Raw genomic sequence first — 17,791 nt, 5'->3', positions numbered from 1 at the left:
AAAAAGTTGGACTAGGGTGGTATGGAAATTGCTTTTATAATGAGTAGCCATAATTTGCAACCTGATGCCATGAACTCAAGCAATAATACATTTCGTCGTCTGATTCAAACAACCCTTTTCGCCTTTCTTCTTAGTTTGGCGCTGAGCGCGCCTGCCTTATCAAAAAATCCCCCGCCTGAGTATCAGAAGAACCTCATTGTCAATAAAGTGCACATAGGCCCACACCCCCAATACACGCGCATCCTGGTAGATTTGAGCCAGCCCGGTTCCTATAAGGTAGATGCGGATTTTTTAGGAAAACGAGTTACCCTGACACTAAAAAATGTTCAATTGAATCCTGACCTTCAGACTCGGTCGATCCAGGATCGCAATATAGAAAAAATAGAGATTCACCCTGAACAGCAAAACCTGGAAATTGTTCTGCATCTCAGACGATCCAATACCCGCTTTTTTCATTATCTGGATAGGGCCAAGTCTCAAATCGTCATCGATTTAAACAGCGAGAAAAAACCCATTCTGCAAACTCAAATAGGAGAACGCAAGCCCGGCTCCGAACCCGAGGCCCTCGCCAGGACTGAAGTCCTTTTGCACGGGAAAGAAAAAATCTCCGATGCCAGAAGAAATTCCAAGCCTTCCAAAAGAACCCGGATCGAAGGAATGAACTCAGGAAAGATCAGGCAAACCAATCGTCTGGATATTGAAAACAAGTTAAAGAATGGCTGGGATGAGTATCAATCCGCCTTAAAAGAGTTCCAGGAAAAAGACTATGCCAAGGCCATTGAATCCTTTGAAAAATTTATTCCGACTTTTCCCGACAGCAAATACCTTGCCCATATTTATTATCTTATGGCGGAAGCGCATTTTCAAATCGCTTTCCGGCAACCTCACCCGATCTACGAACAGGCGCTGGCCGCGTACAAAGAGGCCACCAGACGCTTTCCAAAATCCAGGTTTACCGAACACGCCCAGGACAAAATCGCATTTATTTATTCCGAGCTGGGCTACACCCTGGAAGCAAAAACGTTGTATGAGGAAAGTTTAAAAGAAAAACCCGAAAGCCCGTACTCATCCGCACGAAAAAACAACGTAGCACTCATGATGCTGAAAGAAGGCAAACTGGAAGAAGCCTACACCGGTTTCAAGAGGTTGCTGGAGAACAACCCGAAGAATATTGCCGCCCGGTCGGCTATTTTTGAAATCGCCAACAACTTTTATCAACAAAAAAACTATAATCGGGCGCTTGATGTCTATCAAGATGGCGCCGCCCGCTGGCCCACCCAGCTCAATGAGGAACCGGAAACCAATTACAACATGGGAGATATTTATTTCCGGCAAAAACAATACACCCCGGCGCGGGACCATTTATACGACCTGATCAACCTGGCTCCCGACCATGAACATGCTCATAGAGCTCTGAATATGATTGGTGATTCCTATTTACTTGAAGAAAGGCATAATGATGCACTTGCCGTCTTCGACGAATCCGCCAAAAGAAATTCCGGAAGCAGTGAATCCTTATATGGGAAAATCCGGATGGCTGACATTGGAGTCATTAACCCCAAGCTGAAAGTTACGGATATAGTTTACAATACCGATCCTTATTACCAACCTTTCAAAGCCTACGATGAGGTTTTGCAGGAAGCCAATGATGTTGAAATATTGGCTGAGGTCACTTTGAGCCGAGGCATCGCATTTCTTAAAGAACAAAATTATTTATGGGCCATAGAGGAATTCAAAAAACTGTTGCCTCTCGGCCCCGACTCCAGATTTTATAATAAATCCCAGACATATATTCAACAGGCCCTGGTTTATTCCGTCGATAAATACGCCCGGCAGGGAGGCGTCTTGCCGATTCTTTACTCTTACAGTGATTTCTCCAGCTTATCCCTTGGCGAGGTGAAAAATCTGAAAACGGTGATGCAAATTGGGGAAGCGTATCAATCCATCGGCATGTTCCCGCAAGCGCTTCGGTTTTACGAGCGGGTCAAAAAATTGGACGCCAAAAATATTTATCGCGACCGCATCTTCCTCAACCTGGGACAAATTCACCTGGAACAAAGCAACTTTAAAGAAGCGGAACTGGTCGCTCAATCATTTTTAAAAAATTATCCCCAGAGCCCGCAGGTTCCCGAGGCTCTAAAGCTCCTGGCCAGTTCGCATAGCGGCAGAAAACAATACAACAAAGCCTTGCATGTGTATAAAGAGCTCTTGACTAAACAGGGTGGAAATATTTCCGAAACCCACACCCTGTTGGCCGAAACTTACCAAAATGAGGACAACCTTCCTTCCGCCATTGACGAATACCGTCAGGCTATCAAAACGTTTGACCGCACGGCCAAGATCATTCCCAATACCATACGCAAAGCTTACTACAGCCTGGGGTTTGCGCTTTTCCAGAACAAAAAATATGCCGAGGCTGCTAAAGCCCTGGAATCGGCCCGGCGATTATTTCCAGAACAGCCGCACACCGACTGGGCAGACTACCTTCTGGTAGAAAGTTATAATAATTTAAAAAATCCTTCCAAAGCCACCGCCACCCTGAACACTCTGATTGAATCAAAAGATACCAATGATCTTTTGAAGCAAGTCGCAGAATCGAAACTTAAAGTCCTCGATTGGGAAAAAGAATTTAAAGAACCTCTCTAAATCATTTATAATGTTTTAGTGATTAGATTCAACCCTCACCCGTGGTCCAAATAGTACATGAACGAACCCCTCCAGGGAAAAACCCCGAAAGAAGAATTCGAAATCCTCAGCCAGGCGTTTCAAGCGTTCAATGACGCGACCCAACAGCTTCAGGATTCCTACGATGACCTGAAGGAGCGAGTCAAAAGACTCGATCTGGAGCTGGCCAAGAAGAACGAAGAACTTGAAAAAAACCTCACCGAAAAAGAAGAAGTCAAAAATTACCTGAACAATATCCTGGAAAGCCTGACCACAGGCGTAATTGTATTGGACAAAAAGGCAAACATAACGACATTCAATAAAACGGCAAGCTGGATCACAGGACTCTCTCCTGAGATGTGCCTTGGCAAACCTCTCCCTGACCTGTTCCACGATGAGCTGTTTGAAAACATGGTGTCACGACTGGTCAAAACAGGGGGGAACCTCTTGAGCGTGGATCGGGAAATCACCACGGCAAACTGAAGCAAGGTTCACGTCCAGGCTTCTGCCTCTCCAGTGCTGGACCCTGACGATGCGCAAATTGGAACGCTTCTCATCATAAAAGACATGACCCATATCCGGCACCTGGAAGTCGAAGCGCAAAGAAACCAGCGATTGCGAGCCATGGGAGAAATGGCCGCAGGAATCGCCCATGAAATTAGAAACCCTCTCGGAAGCATCGAACTGTTTGCTTCCCTGCTGAAGAAGGACGTAGAGACGGACGAGGAAAAATCCACGCTTGTGGAGCATATCCGTGCCGGAGTCAAGAATATGGACCGGATCATTTCCACCCTGTTGCTATACGCCAAGTCTCCCCGCCCCTCCCAGCAAAAATGCGACATTCACCAATTGCTCACCACCTTGCTGACAGGTTCCTCGGACACAATCATCCCCGACAATATAAAAATTGTGCGCAATTTTGGAGAAAGTGATGCGTTGATCAACGGCGACCGGGAGCTTTTGAAGCAGGTTTTCAGCAACCTCATCCGCAACGCGATTCAGGCCATGCCCGATGGAGGAGAACTTTGCCTGACCACAGAACAGGTCAGCGCCTCTTCCAACCGGTCCGCACCTGGAAACGATCACCGTCAATTTATCACCATCACGGTGTCCGACACCGGCGAAGGCATCCCTCAAGACCATCTGGCAAAAATCTTCAACCCCTTTTTCACCACAAAAGATAAAGGAACCGGGCTGGGTTTGTCCATTTCTCACAATATAATTAAAGCCCATCAGGGTACGATCGACGCCGAAAGCGAAAAAAGCAGACAAACCTCTTTCATCGTAAAACTACCTTGTTGGGATGACGAATTTGATGAAAAATAATTCCGATAAAAAAATTCTCGTCGTTGACGACGAAAGCGAAATGCGGGTAGCGCTGGAGACGACTTTGAAGCGGGAGGGTTACCAGCCGGTTTCCGTCCAGGACGGAAAAGCCGCCTGGGAAAAAATTGAACATGAGTCGTTCGACCTGATAATTTCTGACGTCAAAATGCCAAGGATGGACGGAGTGGAACTTCTACGTGCCGTCAAACAGCACTCCCCTAAAACCATCGTTATCATGATGACCGCTTATGGAGATATAGACAACGCTGTGGAGACCATGAAGGTAGGCGCTTTCGATTACCTTCTGAAACCCTTCTCAGCGGAAATCCTGATTTCAACCGTGAACCGGGCCTTTTTAAAGGAACCAGAGACTACCGCCCGGCAGCCAGCGCCTACGCCTCCCGAAAAAACCGTTTCCGAACGGAAAATCATTACCTGTAACGAGGAAATGAAAAGACTGCTGAAATTTGCCGAAAACATCGCCTACAGCAAATCCACCGTGCTGATCATTGGAGAAACCGGTACCGGCAAAGAATTGTTTGCCCGCCTTATTCACCAACACAGTCCCAGGGCAGACAGGCCTTTCGTACCTATCAACTGCGCGGCGCTTCCCGAAGGGCTTTTGGAAACAGAAATGTTCGGCCATGAAAAAGGCGCTTTCACCGGAGCCGATAACCGCAAGGAAGGGAAATTTGAACTCGCCCACAAGGGGACCCTGCTACTCGACGAAGTCACTGAAATGTCCCTGCCCCTGCAAGCCAAACTTCTTCGTGTCCTGCAGGAGCATGAAATCGATAAAGTGGGCGGGAAAGAAGCCATTCCTGTCGATGTCCGGGTGATTGCCACCTCCAATCGCGACATAAAAAAACGGATCAAGGAAAACCAGTTCCGGGAAGATCTGTACTACCGGTTAAACGTTATTCCCCTCCGGCTGATTCCACTGCGCGAACGCAAAGAAGATATCCCTCTGCTGGCAGAGCATTTTCTGCAATTGCATTGCAGGGAAATGCATAAAACCGTCCCGTCGATAGACGAAGCCACTCTCACGCTTTTGAAAAAATACAACTGGCCGGGGAATATCCGCGAATTGGGAAACATCCTGGAACGTGCCGCACTGGTCTGTAACGAGGATACGTTACTGCCCGCGCATCTGTTTTTCGAGGAAGATTCCGAAATGGATGGAGAAACCGGATCGAAACTGCTTTCAAATTTTCAGGGCACCATTTACGATATGGAAAAGGCCTTGATTCTGCAAACTCTGGAAGAGGTCAGTGGCAATAAAACCCGTGCGGCGGAATCTCTCGGCATCAGTATTCGTACCCTGCGCAACAAACTGACCGAGTATCAGAAAAGTAGCTGACCTACACCCGGTGGCCCTATTTTTTCCCATTTCGTCAAATCCATGACAGTTTTTTCCCATGACCCTGGAGGCTCTGTACAACACCGCGCGCCAGATTTTCAAATATTCTGAAAAAACTCATTGATAAATTAGAGTTTAAAGTTTTCCCTCAACCCATTTTTTAAAACGTAACAAACCTGCACTTGGTATGAAAATTGCTTAATATTTCATACAGATTTCATCAGCAAAGCCATAACATATTGAATTCTTCACCTCATTAACATATTGGAAGGAATCGGCTATGGATTTTTTGACAGCAATGCAGATCAGTTCCTCCGGACTGAACGTTCAGCGGCAACGCATGGAAGCCATTTCCAGCAACCTGGCCAATGTAGAAACCACCCGCACCCCTGAAGGGGGTCCGTACCGGAAAAAGAGCGTGGTGGTCAGCGCCCTGCCGTTGGAGAATAGTTTTGGTGAAGTTTTGAAAAATGAATTGGGAGATACGCTGAATCAAGTCCTGGTCACTCAGGTGGTTCGTGACCAAACGGAACCCAGGACCGTTTTCAATCCGAATCATCCAGACGCGAACAAGGAGGGCTATGTCGCCATGCCAAACATTGACTTGATCAGCGAAATGGTGGATATGGTCACTACAACACGTTCTTTTGAAGCCAACGTCACCGCCATGAACGCCGCAAAATCCATGGCGCTCCGCGCGATAGAACTTGGAAGATAAGACTTAACCTGTCCACGACATAACCTGAAATATTCATGGAAAAATTTTCCACATTTATCAAGCAGCTCACCGACCGATTTTCTGCTCTTCCCCAAGGACAGAAATTTGCTGTTTTTGCATTGGTGGCCACCGGTTTCGCCTCCCTGTTCGCCATGTCCCTGTGGGTGCAGACTCCTGACTACCAGCTTCTTTACGCTAAACTGAGCCCTCAGGATGCCGCCCAAATTGTGGAGCGGCTGAAGACAGAAAAAATTCCTTACGAACTTTCCGCAGGCGGGCAAACCATTCGGGTCCCGTCCAAAGACATGCATGAAATCCGCCTCAAGCTGGCCGGCGAAGGCCTGCCTGAAGGGGGAGAAGTGGGCATGGAAATTTTTGAGGACAGCACTCTGTGGATGACGGAATTCATGCAGAAACTCAACTATCAACGCGCCATCCAGGGTGAATTGAGCCGCACCATCAAGACCCTGGATGCCGTGGAACAGGCGCGAGTCCATTTGGTAATTCCCAAAGACACCTTGTTCCTTAAAGAAAAACCGCGTGGGAAAGCCTCCGTCACCATCAAGGTCAAGGCTGGAAAAACAGTGACCAGAGATCAGGCGCAGGGAATCGTCCATCTTGTTGCCGCCAGCGTAGAAGGAATCAGCGCACAGGATGTCGTGGTCGTCGATCTGAAAGGAAATATTTTATCCGGGGACCAGCAAGGTTCCAGCGGCGCCGTCCGCACCACCACCAATCATCAGCACAAGATGCTGGTTGAAAAACAAATTCAGGACACCATCGTTCGCATGCTGGAAAATGCCTTGGGAGAAGGCAAGGTCATTGCCCGCGTGAATGCCGACCTCGACTTTGAAGTGGTGGAGAGGACGGAAGAAATTTTTGATCCGGATTCCCAGGTGGTTCGAAGCGAACAAATCGTGACCGAAGCGACCCTGGGGGCGCTGCCTCCGGGAGGTGTCCCTGGAGCCCAAAGTCTAGTCCCTGGCGGAACAGGTGGAGGTGCTGCGGGAAGCCAAGGGGCAAAACGCGACAAGGAAAATCAAACCTTCAATTATGAAATCAACAAAATTGTCAGGCAGATCTCCAAGCCCATCGGCACCGTAAAGAAATTGTCCGTCGCCGTACTCATTGATGGAAACGTCACGGGGGAACCTGCCCAATACCAGCCCAGGACCCCAGAAGAAATGGCAAAATACCTGCCCATTGTCAAATCCGCCATCGGCTACGATGAAAAACGCGGGGACCAGATCCAGCTGGAAAACGTTCAGTTCGACCGGAGCTTTGAACAGGATGAGGAAAGCAGACTCGCCAAGTCCGAAACCGCAGATCTGGCGTTCAAGGTCGCTAAATACGTTTTAGGGGCTCTTTTCGTTCTCTTATTTTTCACAAGAGTCATCCGTCCCATTATCAACTGGATGACGACTTCCCTTGAGGTGGTTCCAGAGCATGGCCAATTAACGACCACTGAAATGGCCGCTGTCGAGGAAGAGAAAAAAAGCCTGGGCAATGTCCTCAATGAGTCCGCAGAAATCCGGCAAGCGGTCGCAGAATTCGCCGGTAATGATCCCAAGTTTACCGCCAGCATCATTCGCAAATGGCTCAAAGATAAAAGCCCGGCATCCTAATATATTAAGGCACTCTCATGGCTAGACAATTCACCGGCCCCGAAAAAGCCGCCATTCTCCTGATGTCCCTGGGAGAAGAAAACGCCGTTCCCATTCTGGAAAATATGGATGAACGGGAAATCCAGATGATTGGTAACTACATATCTTCCCTCGGAGATGTGGACATGCCATCCATGGATGCCGTCACCAAAGAATTTTATGACAGCGTGGATGCCGGCACCGGAGGGCTTGGAATCGCCAGGATGGATTTTTTAAAGTCCGCTTTGATGAAAGCCCTCGACCCGGCGAAAGCGATGGAAATTCTCAATAATATAACCACCCCTGGCGACGAAATGGGCGGCGGCCTGGAAACAGTGCGCATGCTGGAACCCCGAACCATAGCCGCTTTTTTAGTCAACGAGCATCCACAAACGGCGGCGATCATAATAGCCCATTTGGACACTCCAATGGCAAGTCAAACCATCCGCGAACTGCCGGAAGAAAATCGCATGGAAATCGTCCACCGTCTGGCATCGCTTGAGCGGGTCTCTCCGAGCATTCTCCGTGAACTGGATGAAGCGCTACAAAATGAATTTCGAGCCTCGGGTGCGGTTTCCGGAAGCAAACTGGGGGGGCTGGAAAGCGCCGCTCACATCATGGGAGCGCTGGATCGGGCCACGGAAACCTCCATTCTGTCCGCCATGGACGAAGTTGACCCGGACATGGCCAATGAAATCCGTAATCTCCGGTTCACCTATGAGGATATTCTAAAAATCGACGACCAGGGCATTCAATTGATCTTGAAAGAAGTCAATAATGAGGATTTGCTGATTTCTCTAAAAACCGCCAGCGATGCGCTCAAGGATAAATGGTTAAATAATATGTCGGAGCGGGCGGCTTTGATGATACGAGAAGATCTCGAATCCATGGGGCCCACGAAGATCAGCGAGGTGGAAAAAACCCAGTCAAAGATCGTCGGCGTGTGCAAAAAACTGGAAGAAGAAGGCAAAATATCTGTCGGCGGAGGCTCAGGCGAGGAACTTGTATAAAAACTCTAAAAATTTTACCCGTAGCTACCTTCCTTCCGAAGAAAAGGAAACATCTTCTGCCCCTTCAGGGGATCATGCCAAGAAGTTTGAACTTCACGAACTGATTCCAAAAAATAAGAAAACACCAAAAGACTTTATTTACGATTCTAAAGAAGCCACCAATTTTGATGCTCAAAATGTCGATCGAGCCAGGCAGGGTGTTATTGAAGTTGTCCGGGACGCCCTCAATAAGGTGAAAATTCAAGCGGTAGAAATCCGCGAAACGGCTGAAAAGGAAGCTCGTGAAAAAGGACATGCTGAAGGATTCCAGAAAGGCGAACTGGATGCCAGGGAAGAATTTAAACCTGTTCTGGAAACCACCGAAAATATCATCCAGGAGCTGAGCGAGTTTCGTAAAAAGATGTATCCCAAAATGGAACGGGAGATGATCGAAATGGTGGTCGCGCTGGTAAAAAAAGTCATTCACTTTGAACTGTCCACAAAAGAGGACAGCGTTCAGGAGATGATTCGACTGGCGGTACAAGCGGTGTTGGACAAGGAATCCATGACCATCAAGATAAATCCTGCGGATAAAGAACACGCCGAAAATTTTTGCCCGGAGCTACAGCATTTGTTTGGCGAAATCAAAAATATTTCCTTTGAATCCAACACTGGCATTGAGCGCGGCGGTTGCATCATTGAAACCAATTTTGGCACGGTGGATGCCCGAATGGACAAGCTCGGCGAACAAATCGATAAAATTCTGCACCTCGCTCCTCCTGCCCCAGAGGAAGTTAAAACAGAAGTCAAAACAGAAAATAAATCAGAAGACCCATTGGAAAATAATACAGAAAACAACTCCGAGGACAACTCAATGGATTCCCCGTCCTAAAAACCGTTATGGAAGAAACCATTGATCTGAAAAAATACCAGTCCTTCATTGAAAACACTTCTTTCGTCAGGAAAACCGGAAGGGTCGATCGCATCATAGGGCTTATTCTGGAGGGGAACGGTCCGGCTGCATCGGTGGGAAGCATCTGCACCATTTACCCTGGGAACAACCGGCCTCCGGTAGAAGCGCAGGTCGTGGGATTTCGCGACAACCACACCTTGCTCATGCCGCTAGGTGAACTCATTGGTGTCCAGCCGGGAAGTATCATCGAATCGGCGGACGAATACCCCACCGTCAATGTGAGCCCTAAATTAATCGGGCGTATCATCGATGGGAATGGACGCCCCTTGGACGGTAAAGGTCCCATTCCCCCCAATATGGAATACCCTTTGATGGGAGTGCCCTTAAACCCTCTCCATAGAAGCCGGATTCAGGAGCCTCTGGACGTCGGCATTCGCTCGATTAACGGACTGCTCACCTGCGCCAAGGGACAGAGAATTGGTATTTTAGCGGGCACAGGGGTGGGAAAGTCGGTATTGATGGGAATGATTGCCAGAAATACCAGCGCTGAAATAAACGTCATCGCCTTGATTGGTGAACGGGGACGGGAAGTGAAAGAATTTATCGAAGAAAACCTGGGGCCCGAAGGGCTGGCAAAGTCAGTAGTGGTGGCCGCCGCTTCCGACCAGCCGCCATTGGTCCGCCTCCGGGGCGCTTACATTGCCACGACCATCGCCGAATTTTTTCGGGATCAGGGCAATGACGTTATGCTGATGATGGACTCCGTGACCCGGTTTGCCATGGCCCAAAGGGAAATTGGGCTTTCTGTCGGCGAACCGCCCATGACGCGAGGGTACACACCCTCTGTATTTTCCATGTTGCCCAAACTTCTGGAAAGGGCGGGAACCAGCACCGGGAAGGGGACAATAACCGGTCTTTACACGGTGCTGGTAGAGGGGGACGACTTGAATGAACCGATTTCCGATGCGGTGCGGGCCATTCTCGACGGACATATTGTTCTCAGCCGCGAACTAGCCTCACATAATCATTACCCCGCCATAGACATCTTAAACAGCATCAGCCGCTTGATGATAGAGGTGGTTTCCAAGCAACATCACGACCTCACCATGAAATTCAACGATATTCTCGCCACCTACCGCGAGGCGGAGGATCTTATAAATATTGGCGCGTATACACGGGGAAGCAATGCTAAAATTGACCTGGCCATTGCCAAGGTCGATCAAATGAACCAGTTTCTGCGCCAGGGGATTGATGAAAAAGTTGATTTAACCCAGAGCATTGCTCAATTACAGGCGATTGTGGAGAACTGATCTTGAAATTCCGATTCGAAACTGTCCTCAAAATTCATAAAGAGCGAGAAAACCTGCTGAAAAAAGAACTGGGAGTGATCAACACCCACATGCAAAATCAGAGGGACCGTTTGCAGTTCATGGAAGGGATCGCGGAAGAGAGAAAAAAGGACCTGAACCAAACATCGAATCAAGGCATGAATATCGATCAGATGATTTTATATAACAATTTTTTCGACGGAGTGAAGCGGGAAAAGGCGCGACAGGAAAAGGTGATCTCCGAAATCAGTGAAAAATTAAATCTGAAAAAAAATGATCTGATCCAATCCATGATGAAACGGCGCACGATGGAAATTCTCAAGGAAAGGGAACAAGCGGCTTTTAAAAAGAAGCAACAAAAAACCGAGATCGCGTTGAATAACGAAACCGGCACCAACATGTGGCGGCTCAATTCATGATGACAAAATATAAGACTCTTAAATTAAACCTTGTTTTTTTGAGCCTGGCCCTGTTTTTTTTGCTTGCTGTCGGCGGCGCTGGACTGTTCGAAAACCTGGTATCCCCTGCTTTCGCTCAGAAAGAGGCCACAGACTCGCAAACAGAATTGCCGACGGATAAAACCGGGGAGCAGGAAACCACCCCGGAAAAAGTTTCCCTGCCCGGTCCTGTCCCTGGCGTCAATCCGGAAACGTTTCGCATGATCGAAATGATTGAGAAAAAAAACCGGGATCTTAAACAACGGGAAGCTGAAATCGCATTGAAGGAGCAACGGCTGCAAACTCTGGAACAGAAGATTGGCCAGGATCTAAAAAAAATTAACGACGCCATCACCAGAAGCCAGGAACAAATCGGCATCCAGAAAAACCTGATCAAGAAAAATGTTGACGGGCTTATAAAAGCTTATTCCTCCATGAAGCCTCAGGAAGCGGCGACTCTCCTTGAAGCCCTCAATGAAGACCTCGCCATTCAGATTCTTGCGGGAATGAAAAGCAAGATCGCAGGCAAGGTTTTCAGCAAGCTGGATGTCACAGTGGCCAAGAATATCAGCGAAAAATTAGCCGGTCAGAGAAAAATCCCACCCCAAAAATGACCCTGCTGAAAAAGAAAATAATCCGGCGAAAGTTTTTTTAGGCACTTTCCGCGATTTCATCCTTCTTCTTCACCTTTGGTTGGTCTTGATCGGACTTCACCATGCCAAAGGAAATGATCATTTTCAACCCCTCCTCGACGGACATCTCCAAAAAAATCAGATCTTTTTTCGCCACCATTAAAAGAAACCCCGTCGTAGGATTTGGGGACGTGGGAACAAAAACGTTGAGAGCCTCTTCGTAACTCTTTTCGTAAATTTCCCCTTTAGTTTTCCCACTCACAATTCCAAGAGCTTTTAAGGGTGGCCGTGGATAGGTCAGCAAAACCATTTTTTGAAATGAAGCCGTCTCAGTCTCTGAAATCGTATGCACCACTTTTTTGATACTGGTATAAATCACCCGAACAAACGGAATGTTGTGCAAAACGCGCTCACTGAGAGCCAGAATTTTTTTCCCGAAAAAATTGGTGCCAATCAAGCCCACCATAACTATGAATAACACCAGAAGTATAAAACCCGCCCCGGGGAAATGATACTCTTCCATCCATTTAAGCCCGGTCGGACCAAACACTCGGGTGAGGACAGGGTCCATCGCCTTGTCTACATTTCTTATAACAAAGGCCAGCACCAGGTAAGTCAGAGCGGCGGGAACCGTCACCAACAGTCCGGCAATCAAATTTTTCTTAATCGCTTTTCTTAGTTTTTTCATAAATCCGGTTGAGAAATAAACACTGCTTCAGACAGGGACTCTGGTATAAAAAAGATACCGGCCCTCCTGTTAAAATAACTTTCCCTTAAGGATACATCATTTACGATCAACGTTGGTAGGCTTTACCCTGTCAAGAGGCTATAAGCTATACAGGAATGCGTCGGGAGACTTGAAAATGTCTGTAAAAAGCGATCCCTCTACTGTGGCTTCAGGGTTTCCACATGCGTTTTCACCTGGATAACGAGGGCAGGGTAACTGATGCGCCCCAGTTCGATAAACCGCCGGTAATAGTGCAGGGCCGGGGTGATCTCTTTATTCTCTTCATAAAGCACAGCCAGGTTATAATTGGTGCCGGGGTGATCCGGGTCCATGGCAAGAGCCCTGTTTAATACCGCCCTGGCCTTTTCCAAGTCCTTCTGCTTTTTATAGATAATCGCAAGATTGTTGAACGCTTCTAAATTGCTGGGATTGAGGTCGATTGCCTTCAGGTAGTTCCTGACTCCTTCTGCATAATTTTTTTGCATGAAATAGACAACGCCGATGTTGTTGTAAGCCTTGGCATAATTGGGGTCGAGGAAGATCGCCCTGAGAAATTCATCAAGCGCCTTATCGTACTCTCTCAATTCTTTATAAATGACCCCTTTGTTGTTGTAAGTATCAGGGTTGTTTGGGTCCAGTTTTTCTGCTTTTACGTAATTATCCAGAGCTTTTTGCCAGTCTTTGGCCTGTTGGAAAAAGATGGCTCGGTTGAAATAAAAATCGCTGTTTTGAAAAACGTTGTCTTGAATTGACGGGTCGGTTCTGATTATTTCAGGTGTCAACACGGGAGAAGGTAAAGAAGCAACTTGCCGTTTATCTTTTTGTACTTCAATGTTCAGGTTGGGGCGTTTCTCCACTTTCTCGACGGAAACTATTGCAGGTATCGTGGGACTGAGCGACGATTGGATTTCCTCCAGGAACGGTTCTTTCGCAGCTTTGGATGAAATTTCTGGTTTTTGTGCAATTTCCGGTTGCGGGATTTTTTCCTCAACGGGTTTCGGTGCCGAAGGCACTTCGGGAACCTCCGCCTTTCCCTTCAAAACCGGAGGCATCTCGACCAACGGTTGCGCTAGAGGCTCTGGCGGAGAAACTCTGACCGCCTCTTCTCCGGCAGATTTTAAAGGAGTTTCCGGTATTTTCGCAATTTCAGGTTGCGGTTTTTCCCCCTCTACGGCGTTCAGCGCCGGGAGAACCTCAGGAACCACCGCCCCTTCACCCAACCCTGTTGCTGGAGCCTCAGGAGGCACAACGGTCGCAACTTTTTTCTCCGTTAACTTCACAGGGGTCTTGGGAGCCTCAGAAATTTCGGGTTTCAATACGGGAGAAGGTGAAGAAACCACCGTTTCCTTTTTTTTCTTTGGAGGGTAGGAAGGCAGAATCTTTTTAGTAACGGTTTCGATTTTCTCTTGAGAATGGGGCGCCTCAGGAGGGGCCGCCTTTTTCTCCAGAACGGGCGGCTCTTTCACCACCTGCTTTTGTGCAGGCGCCGGAGCCTGCAAACTTTTCTCATTGAGACTTTTGAGAGGGACACTGGATGGAGCTTTGGCTTCCTCCGGCAAAGAGGGTGCCCTGAAATCGGATGTTTTGGAAATTTGCCGCTTATTAAAATCAAACACACCGGTGGCAATCAGATACACTAAAATTGCGGTTGGAAGAATGATTAACAGACCGATTCGAAAAACCAACCAGAGGCCGGGATGTTTCAAATGATCTCTTTTCCCTACCAGGTTGACTTCCTGGCTGGGGTCCCATCGAGGGACAGATTTTTCTTTAACGGCCTTTTTAAGGCTGTCAGCGATCAGACTCACGGTGGACTCCTTAAGGGGACTTGGAAACGGATAAAAGAATCGGATTCCGCCCTGAAAATTTTAACGCGTCCACATGAATCCTGGCCGACGGGGCTTCTTTATAGGGTCCGACATAGACCATATACCAGGCCTGATCTCCCGTCACCGCCTTTTTCCAATAGGCCTTATAACCTTCTTCTCTGAGTTTTCGCACTTCTTCTTTGGCTTCAGACACTTCCTGTAAAGAATAAAGCTGAATCCGGTAGTTCCCGACCTCTTCCGTTCCATCGGTTTGGGTCGGTTCCAGCGCTGGAGTTTTCTCAGAATCTGCCGCTTTATTTCCAAGCACCCCCTGTTGATCCCTCGCCGCCATTGGAGCCTCGCTCTCCAAATCCGAAGAACCCCTCCTGAGAGGTATTTCCTTTTTGGACAGAGATTGCGCCATCCCAAGTTTGGTTTTGAGATGTCTGAATTCGGATCTCCAGTCGATTCCCATCTGGGCAAAAACAAAAAATGCCAGGCCGGCAAGAAAAAATAAAGCGGATACAATCACCGGCAAACGAAACCGGATAAAATGTTCACGGTAATAATTCTTCTCGTCTTCTCCCAAAAGGCTCTTGATTCCCTGATTGACCTGAGGCCGATCAATAATATCCACCTGATCGTTGTATCCGCTGAGAAGCGCGCGGTCGCACACCAGGTTGATCAACCGGGGGTAACCCTGGGAGTATTTAAAAATTTCCTTGACCGCCGACGACTTGAAGGACACACGGGAACCCGCTCCGGCCACTAACAACCGATGGTTGATGTAGCGAACCGTTTCTTCCGGCGACAGGGGCCTGATTTCATATCGTATGGATATGCGCTGATTGAGTTGCTTCAATTCTGGAGACTTTAATTTGTCATTCAGTTCCAGTTGTCCCACAAAAATAATTTGCAGGAGCTTCTCTTTTTCCGTTTCCAAATTCGATAAAATCCGCAGTTGTTCCATCACATCCAGAGGCAGATTCTGGGCTTCGTCAATAATCAAAACCGTAGAGCCTCCGGCCCGGTGCTGTTCCAGGAGGAAGGTGTTCAAAGCATCGAGCAGTTCCTTTTTAGAAGCACGGTTGACCCAGTTCATATCGACTTCTTCGCTGAAATCCACCTCCAGGGAAGGATTCCCAGAAACCATTTTTTCAGAAAACACCGATATTGGCTTTACTTCCAGGTCGTGAACACAGGTTCTCAACAAATCCATGTCCGAAAGCATGGGGTTGAGAATGAGAGCCACCTGAATATTATTATCGAGCCTGTCCAGCAAACAACGGCAAAGGGTGGTTTTACCCGTCCCCACATCGCCGACGATAGCCATAAAACCTTCCCGTTGGCTGATCCCATAGAGCATATGGTCGAGGGCTCCCTGATGGTGTTTGCTCAAAAAGAGAAACCTGGGGTCCGGGGTCAGACTGAAGGGCTTTTCATTAAATCGATAAAAGTTTTCGTACATGACCTGATTTACTTTCCTTCCAAAGAGGTTTTCATTTTATGCGACTGCCGGGTCACCCCGAATCGCTGCAATCGTTTCTCCTCAATGCGTAAGCGATCATCAATCGCATCCCCAACCATGATCTGGGGGGTTAAAAGTATCAGCAGTTCAGATTTTTCATAAGTCGTCAAATCTTCGTGAAACATTTCCCCGAAGAGGGGAATCTGTTCCAGGGCAGTAGACGTTTCTCTGGGTTCTTTCACCCTTCCCAGCAACCCGCCGATAACAACGGTCTGGCCATTGCGTGCCATCACAACATTGTTGGATTCCCGAATATCGACAACCGGCACTCGGTTCAATCCGTCGGGGGAAACTCTCTCACCCGCTTTTTTGCTGACGTTGGCATGGACACTCATGATCACGTTGCCATTGACGTTTATCTGCGGAACGACATCGAGGACGACGCCCAGAGTGATCGGCCGTGAAATATAGGCGGCCTCGCCTTCGGCGATAGACTGCGCTGGGCTCGGGACAAAAATCGTATCTTCGGTTCCCACGCGAATGACCGCCCGTTGATTGTTCAAAGCGGTAATCTGGGGACTGGCCAGGACACTAACATCTCCTTGCAAAGCGAGCGCTTCCAGCATTTCATCCACCCGCTCCTCATGATTTCCATATAAGTATCCGCGAGAATCAGATGCAGGGCCTGCTTTTAGCTCGGACGCATTGAGTGAAGTTAACTGGTTCCAATCAATTCCCCGAGGAAATTCATCCTTGAGCGCCACCTTTATGATTCGGGCCTGAATGAGTACCTGGCGCTGAACAGAACCTTCCACCTCTTCCAAAAACTCTGCCACTTGCAGCAAAACCTCAGGGAAGGCTTTTACGACCAGCACCCCGGCCTGTTTGTTAACTGAAAACCAGGCTCTGCCTGCAGATTGCTCGCCCATCGGCGGCGAAGTTTCGAACGTTTTTTCAGGTCGCTCGTCAGCAACCATTTTCTGTAGTCCCAGGGCAATCTCTTGCCACAGGTCGGTTTCTTCCGAGGAAATAACCTGGCTGGAAGCACGCACTCCCAGTTGCCGGGCCTCATAGGTTCCAGACCCCAAAGAAGCCTGCAAATTGCCCAAACTTTCCCGTTTGGAAATAAGATAGTTCAAACGAAATATCCGGGTCTGCATTTCCAGCGGAACCACCCGAATAAACTTTTCATCCACTTCATACATTAAATTCAAAGGAAGAAGCACATGATCCAGCATTTCCTTCAAGGTCACCTCTTTAAGGTTCAAGGTCACTTTTTTGGAGATGACAGGGTCGATCATGATGTTTTGATCGATCTCCCTGGAAATGGAGAACAAGATGGTTTTGACATCCGCCTCTTCAGCGGACAACGAAAATCGCGGTCCTTTGTCGCGCGGCTTTTTGGGAACCAGCTCCGTTTGAGAAAGCGTTAATTCCAGCAGAACCTTATCCTCTTTGGCTTTGAGTGGTCGGGAGGATGGCGCTGGCTGAACTTCCACCAGGTTTTCAAGACGAGGCTCGGCATTTTCTTCCCGTAGCCCCTCCTGCGAAGCACAGGAAGCAATCAATACGGAAAAAAGGACGACCCAGTGTTTTAGATTGACTGGACAGGATTGGAAGCCCATGAATCTCATTGAATTAATAGAAATTATAATAAAGTTATCTGAATTTAATATAACGCGAAACCGGGTGTAAGTCCAATAAATTATTGATTTTACAGAGGTAACCCCCTTCGCGTCCGGCTGGGGTTTAGCAAGTGCCTGGGGGGATTTCACCCG

At 48.0% G+C, this 17,791-nt stretch carries 15 protein-coding genes; 11 read left to right on the top strand and 4 right to left on the bottom strand.

Annotated elements, in window-relative coordinates:
• Nucleotides 1-39 precede the first annotated feature (39 nt).
• The 11 genes from O3C58_03525 (at nucleotide 40) to O3C58_03475 (ending at nucleotide 11,992) form a co-directional block, all read left to right on the top strand.
• On the top strand, nucleotides 40-2,646 hold the full coding sequence (locus O3C58_03525; protein MDA0690932.1) for a tetratricopeptide repeat protein: 2,607 nt from the start codon (nucleotides 40-42) through the stop codon (nucleotides 2,644-2,646).
• Between the two features lie 57 nt (nucleotides 2,647-2,703).
• Entirely contained in the window at nucleotides 2,704-3,147 is a 444-nt protein-coding gene (locus O3C58_03520; GenBank protein ID MDA0690931.1) for a PAS domain-containing protein, read from the top strand.
• Between the two features lie 33 nt (nucleotides 3,148-3,180).
• Entirely contained in the window at nucleotides 3,181-3,990 is an 810-nt protein-coding gene (locus O3C58_03515) for an ATP-binding protein (protein MDA0690930.1), read from the top strand.
• Entirely contained in the window at nucleotides 3,977-5,350 is a 1,374-nt protein-coding gene (locus tag O3C58_03510) for a sigma-54 dependent transcriptional regulator (GenBank protein MDA0690929.1), read from the top strand. The genes O3C58_03515 and O3C58_03510 overlap by 14 nt, the downstream gene beginning before the upstream one ends.
• Before the next feature lie 280 nt (nucleotides 5,351-5,630).
• On the top strand, nucleotides 5,631-6,068 hold the full coding sequence (gene flgC, locus O3C58_03505) for a flagellar basal body rod protein FlgC (GenBank protein MDA0690928.1): 438 nt from the start codon (nucleotides 5,631-5,633) through the stop codon (nucleotides 6,066-6,068).
• A 35-nt stretch (nucleotides 6,069-6,103) separates the two neighbouring features.
• The gene (gene fliF / locus O3C58_03500; protein ID MDA0690927.1) at nucleotides 6,104-7,693 is read left to right on the top strand and encodes a flagellar basal-body MS-ring/collar protein FliF; all 1,590 of its coding nucleotides are present in this window, start codon (nucleotides 6,104-6,106) and stop codon (nucleotides 7,691-7,693) included.
• Nucleotides 7,694-7,710: 17 nt separating this feature from the next.
• Complete coding sequence (fliG, locus tag O3C58_03495; protein ID MDA0690926.1) at nucleotides 7,711-8,721, top strand: flagellar motor switch protein FliG; 1,011 nt, start codon at nucleotides 7,711-7,713, stop codon at nucleotides 8,719-8,721.
• Nucleotides 8,714-9,592 carry a FliH/SctL family protein gene (locus O3C58_03490; GenBank protein ID MDA0690925.1) on the top strand — a complete coding sequence of 293 codons (879 nt, stop codon included), beginning with the start codon at nucleotides 8,714-8,716 and terminating at the stop codon, nucleotides 9,590-9,592. Before fliG ends, O3C58_03490 begins: the two co-directional genes overlap by 8 nt.
• 8 nt (nucleotides 9,593-9,600) lie before the next feature.
• The gene (fliI, locus tag O3C58_03485) at nucleotides 9,601-10,923 is read left to right on the top strand and encodes a flagellar protein export ATPase FliI (GenBank protein MDA0690924.1); all 1,323 of its coding nucleotides are present in this window, start codon (nucleotides 9,601-9,603) and stop codon (nucleotides 10,921-10,923) included.
• A 2-nt stretch (nucleotides 10,924-10,925) separates the two neighbouring features.
• Complete coding sequence (gene fliJ / locus O3C58_03480) at nucleotides 10,926-11,360, top strand: flagellar export protein FliJ (protein MDA0690923.1); 435 nt, start codon at nucleotides 10,926-10,928, stop codon at nucleotides 11,358-11,360.
• Nucleotides 11,357-11,992: a hypothetical protein gene (locus O3C58_03475; protein MDA0690922.1), complete on the top strand. Its 636-nt coding sequence runs from the start codon at nucleotides 11,357-11,359 to the stop codon at nucleotides 11,990-11,992. The genes fliJ and O3C58_03475 overlap by 4 nt, the downstream gene beginning before the upstream one ends.
• Nucleotides 11,993-12,029: 37 nt before the next feature.
• Here O3C58_03475 and O3C58_03470 read toward each other — a convergent pair whose 3' ends face one another.
• The 4 genes from O3C58_03470 to O3C58_03455 form a co-directional block, all read right to left on the bottom strand.
• On the bottom strand, nucleotides 12,030-12,698 hold the full coding sequence (locus O3C58_03470; GenBank protein MDA0690921.1) for a DUF502 domain-containing protein: 669 nt from the start codon (nucleotides 12,696-12,698) through the stop codon (nucleotides 12,030-12,032).
• Between the two features lie 197 nt (nucleotides 12,699-12,895).
• Nucleotides 12,896-14,545 (bottom strand): tetratricopeptide repeat protein, encoded by a 1,650-nt coding sequence (locus O3C58_03465; GenBank protein ID MDA0690920.1) that lies wholly within the window; start codon nucleotides 14,543-14,545, stop codon nucleotides 12,896-12,898.
• Between the two features lie 10 nt (nucleotides 14,546-14,555).
• A complete protein-coding gene (locus O3C58_03460; GenBank protein ID MDA0690919.1) occupies nucleotides 14,556-16,013 on the bottom strand; it encodes an AAA family ATPase in 1,458 nt (485 codons plus the stop codon).
• An 8-nt stretch (nucleotides 16,014-16,021) separates the two neighbouring features.
• The gene (locus O3C58_03455) at nucleotides 16,022-17,638 is read right to left on the bottom strand and encodes a hypothetical protein (protein ID MDA0690918.1); all 1,617 of its coding nucleotides are present in this window, start codon (nucleotides 17,636-17,638) and stop codon (nucleotides 16,022-16,024) included.
• Between the last annotated feature and the right edge of the window lie 153 nt (nucleotides 17,639-17,791).

The organism is Nitrospinota bacterium, from assembly GCA_027619975.1.
Lineage (GTDB): Bacteria > Nitrospinota > Nitrospinia > Nitrospinales > VA-1 > JADFGI01.
Note: the sequence above shows the minus strand (reverse complement) of the source record. Positions and strands in the feature narration are given on the sequence as shown.